This is a genomic window from Vibrio sp. D420a (genome assembly GCF_030248625.1).
Taxonomy (GTDB): Bacteria; Pseudomonadota; Gammaproteobacteria; order Enterobacterales; family Vibrionaceae; genus Vibrio; species Vibrio fortis_A.
The window spans coordinates 1-969 of the sequence record NZ_JAHGAN010000093.1 but is presented as its reverse complement, the minus strand read 5'-3'; the positions used below and the strand labels follow the sequence as shown (position 1 = coordinate 969).

The following is a 969-nucleotide window of genomic DNA, read 5'->3' as shown; positions in this document are numbered from 1 at the left end:
CAAACAGCGCTCAACAGACTTCTATGGAGCGTCTAGCTTCTGGCTCTAAAATCAACAGCGCAAAAGATGACGCTGCGGGCCTACAAATCTCTAACCGTTTGAACGTACAAAGCCGCGGTCTAGACGTAGCAGTACGTAACGCGAACGACGGTATCTCGATTGCACAAACTGCTGAAGGTGCAATGAACGAGACAACAAACATCCTGCAACGTATGCGTGACCTTTCTCTACAATCTGCAAACGGTTCAAACTCTAAGTCTGAGCGTGTAGCGATTCAAGAAGAAGTAACAGCACTGAACGACGAATTAAACCGTATCGCAGAAACAACCTCTTTTGGTGGCAACAAGCTTCTGAACGGTACACACGGTACTAAGTCTTTCCAAATCGGTGCAGACAACGGTGAAGCTGTAATGCTTGAGCTGAAAGACATGCGTTCAGACAACGCTCAAATGGGTGGTAAAAGCTACCAAACTGAGAGTGCAAAAGACAAGAACTGGAACGTTCAAGCAGGCTCTAACGACCTGAAAATGACGTTCACAGATAACTTTGGTCAAGCTCAAGAAATCGACATCAATGCAAAAGCAGGCGACGACATCGAAGAGCTAGCAACTTACATCAACGGTCAACAAGACTCTGTAAAAGCGTCTGTAACTGAAGATGGCAAGCTCCAAATGTTCGCAGGTAACAACAAAGTAGACGGCAACGTAGACTTCTCTGGTGGTCTTGCGGGTGAGCTTGGCATTCAAGGTGGTAAAGAAGTAACGGTTGATACTATCGACGTAACATCGGTAGGTGGCGCACAAGAATCTGTTGCTATCATCGATGCTGCACTGAAGTACGTAGATAGCCACCGTGCAGAGCTGGGTGCATTCCAGAACCGCTTCGACCACGCTATCAACAACTTAGATAACATCAACGAAAACGTGAATGCATCTAAGAGCCGTATTAAAGACACAGACTTCGCGAAAG

General features: G+C 46.4%; 1 protein-coding gene. It reads left to right on the top strand.

Annotated elements, in window-relative coordinates:
* On the top strand, window positions 1-969 hold a 969-nt coding region (locus KI743_RS24450; protein ID WP_285468585.1), incomplete at both ends, for a flagellin.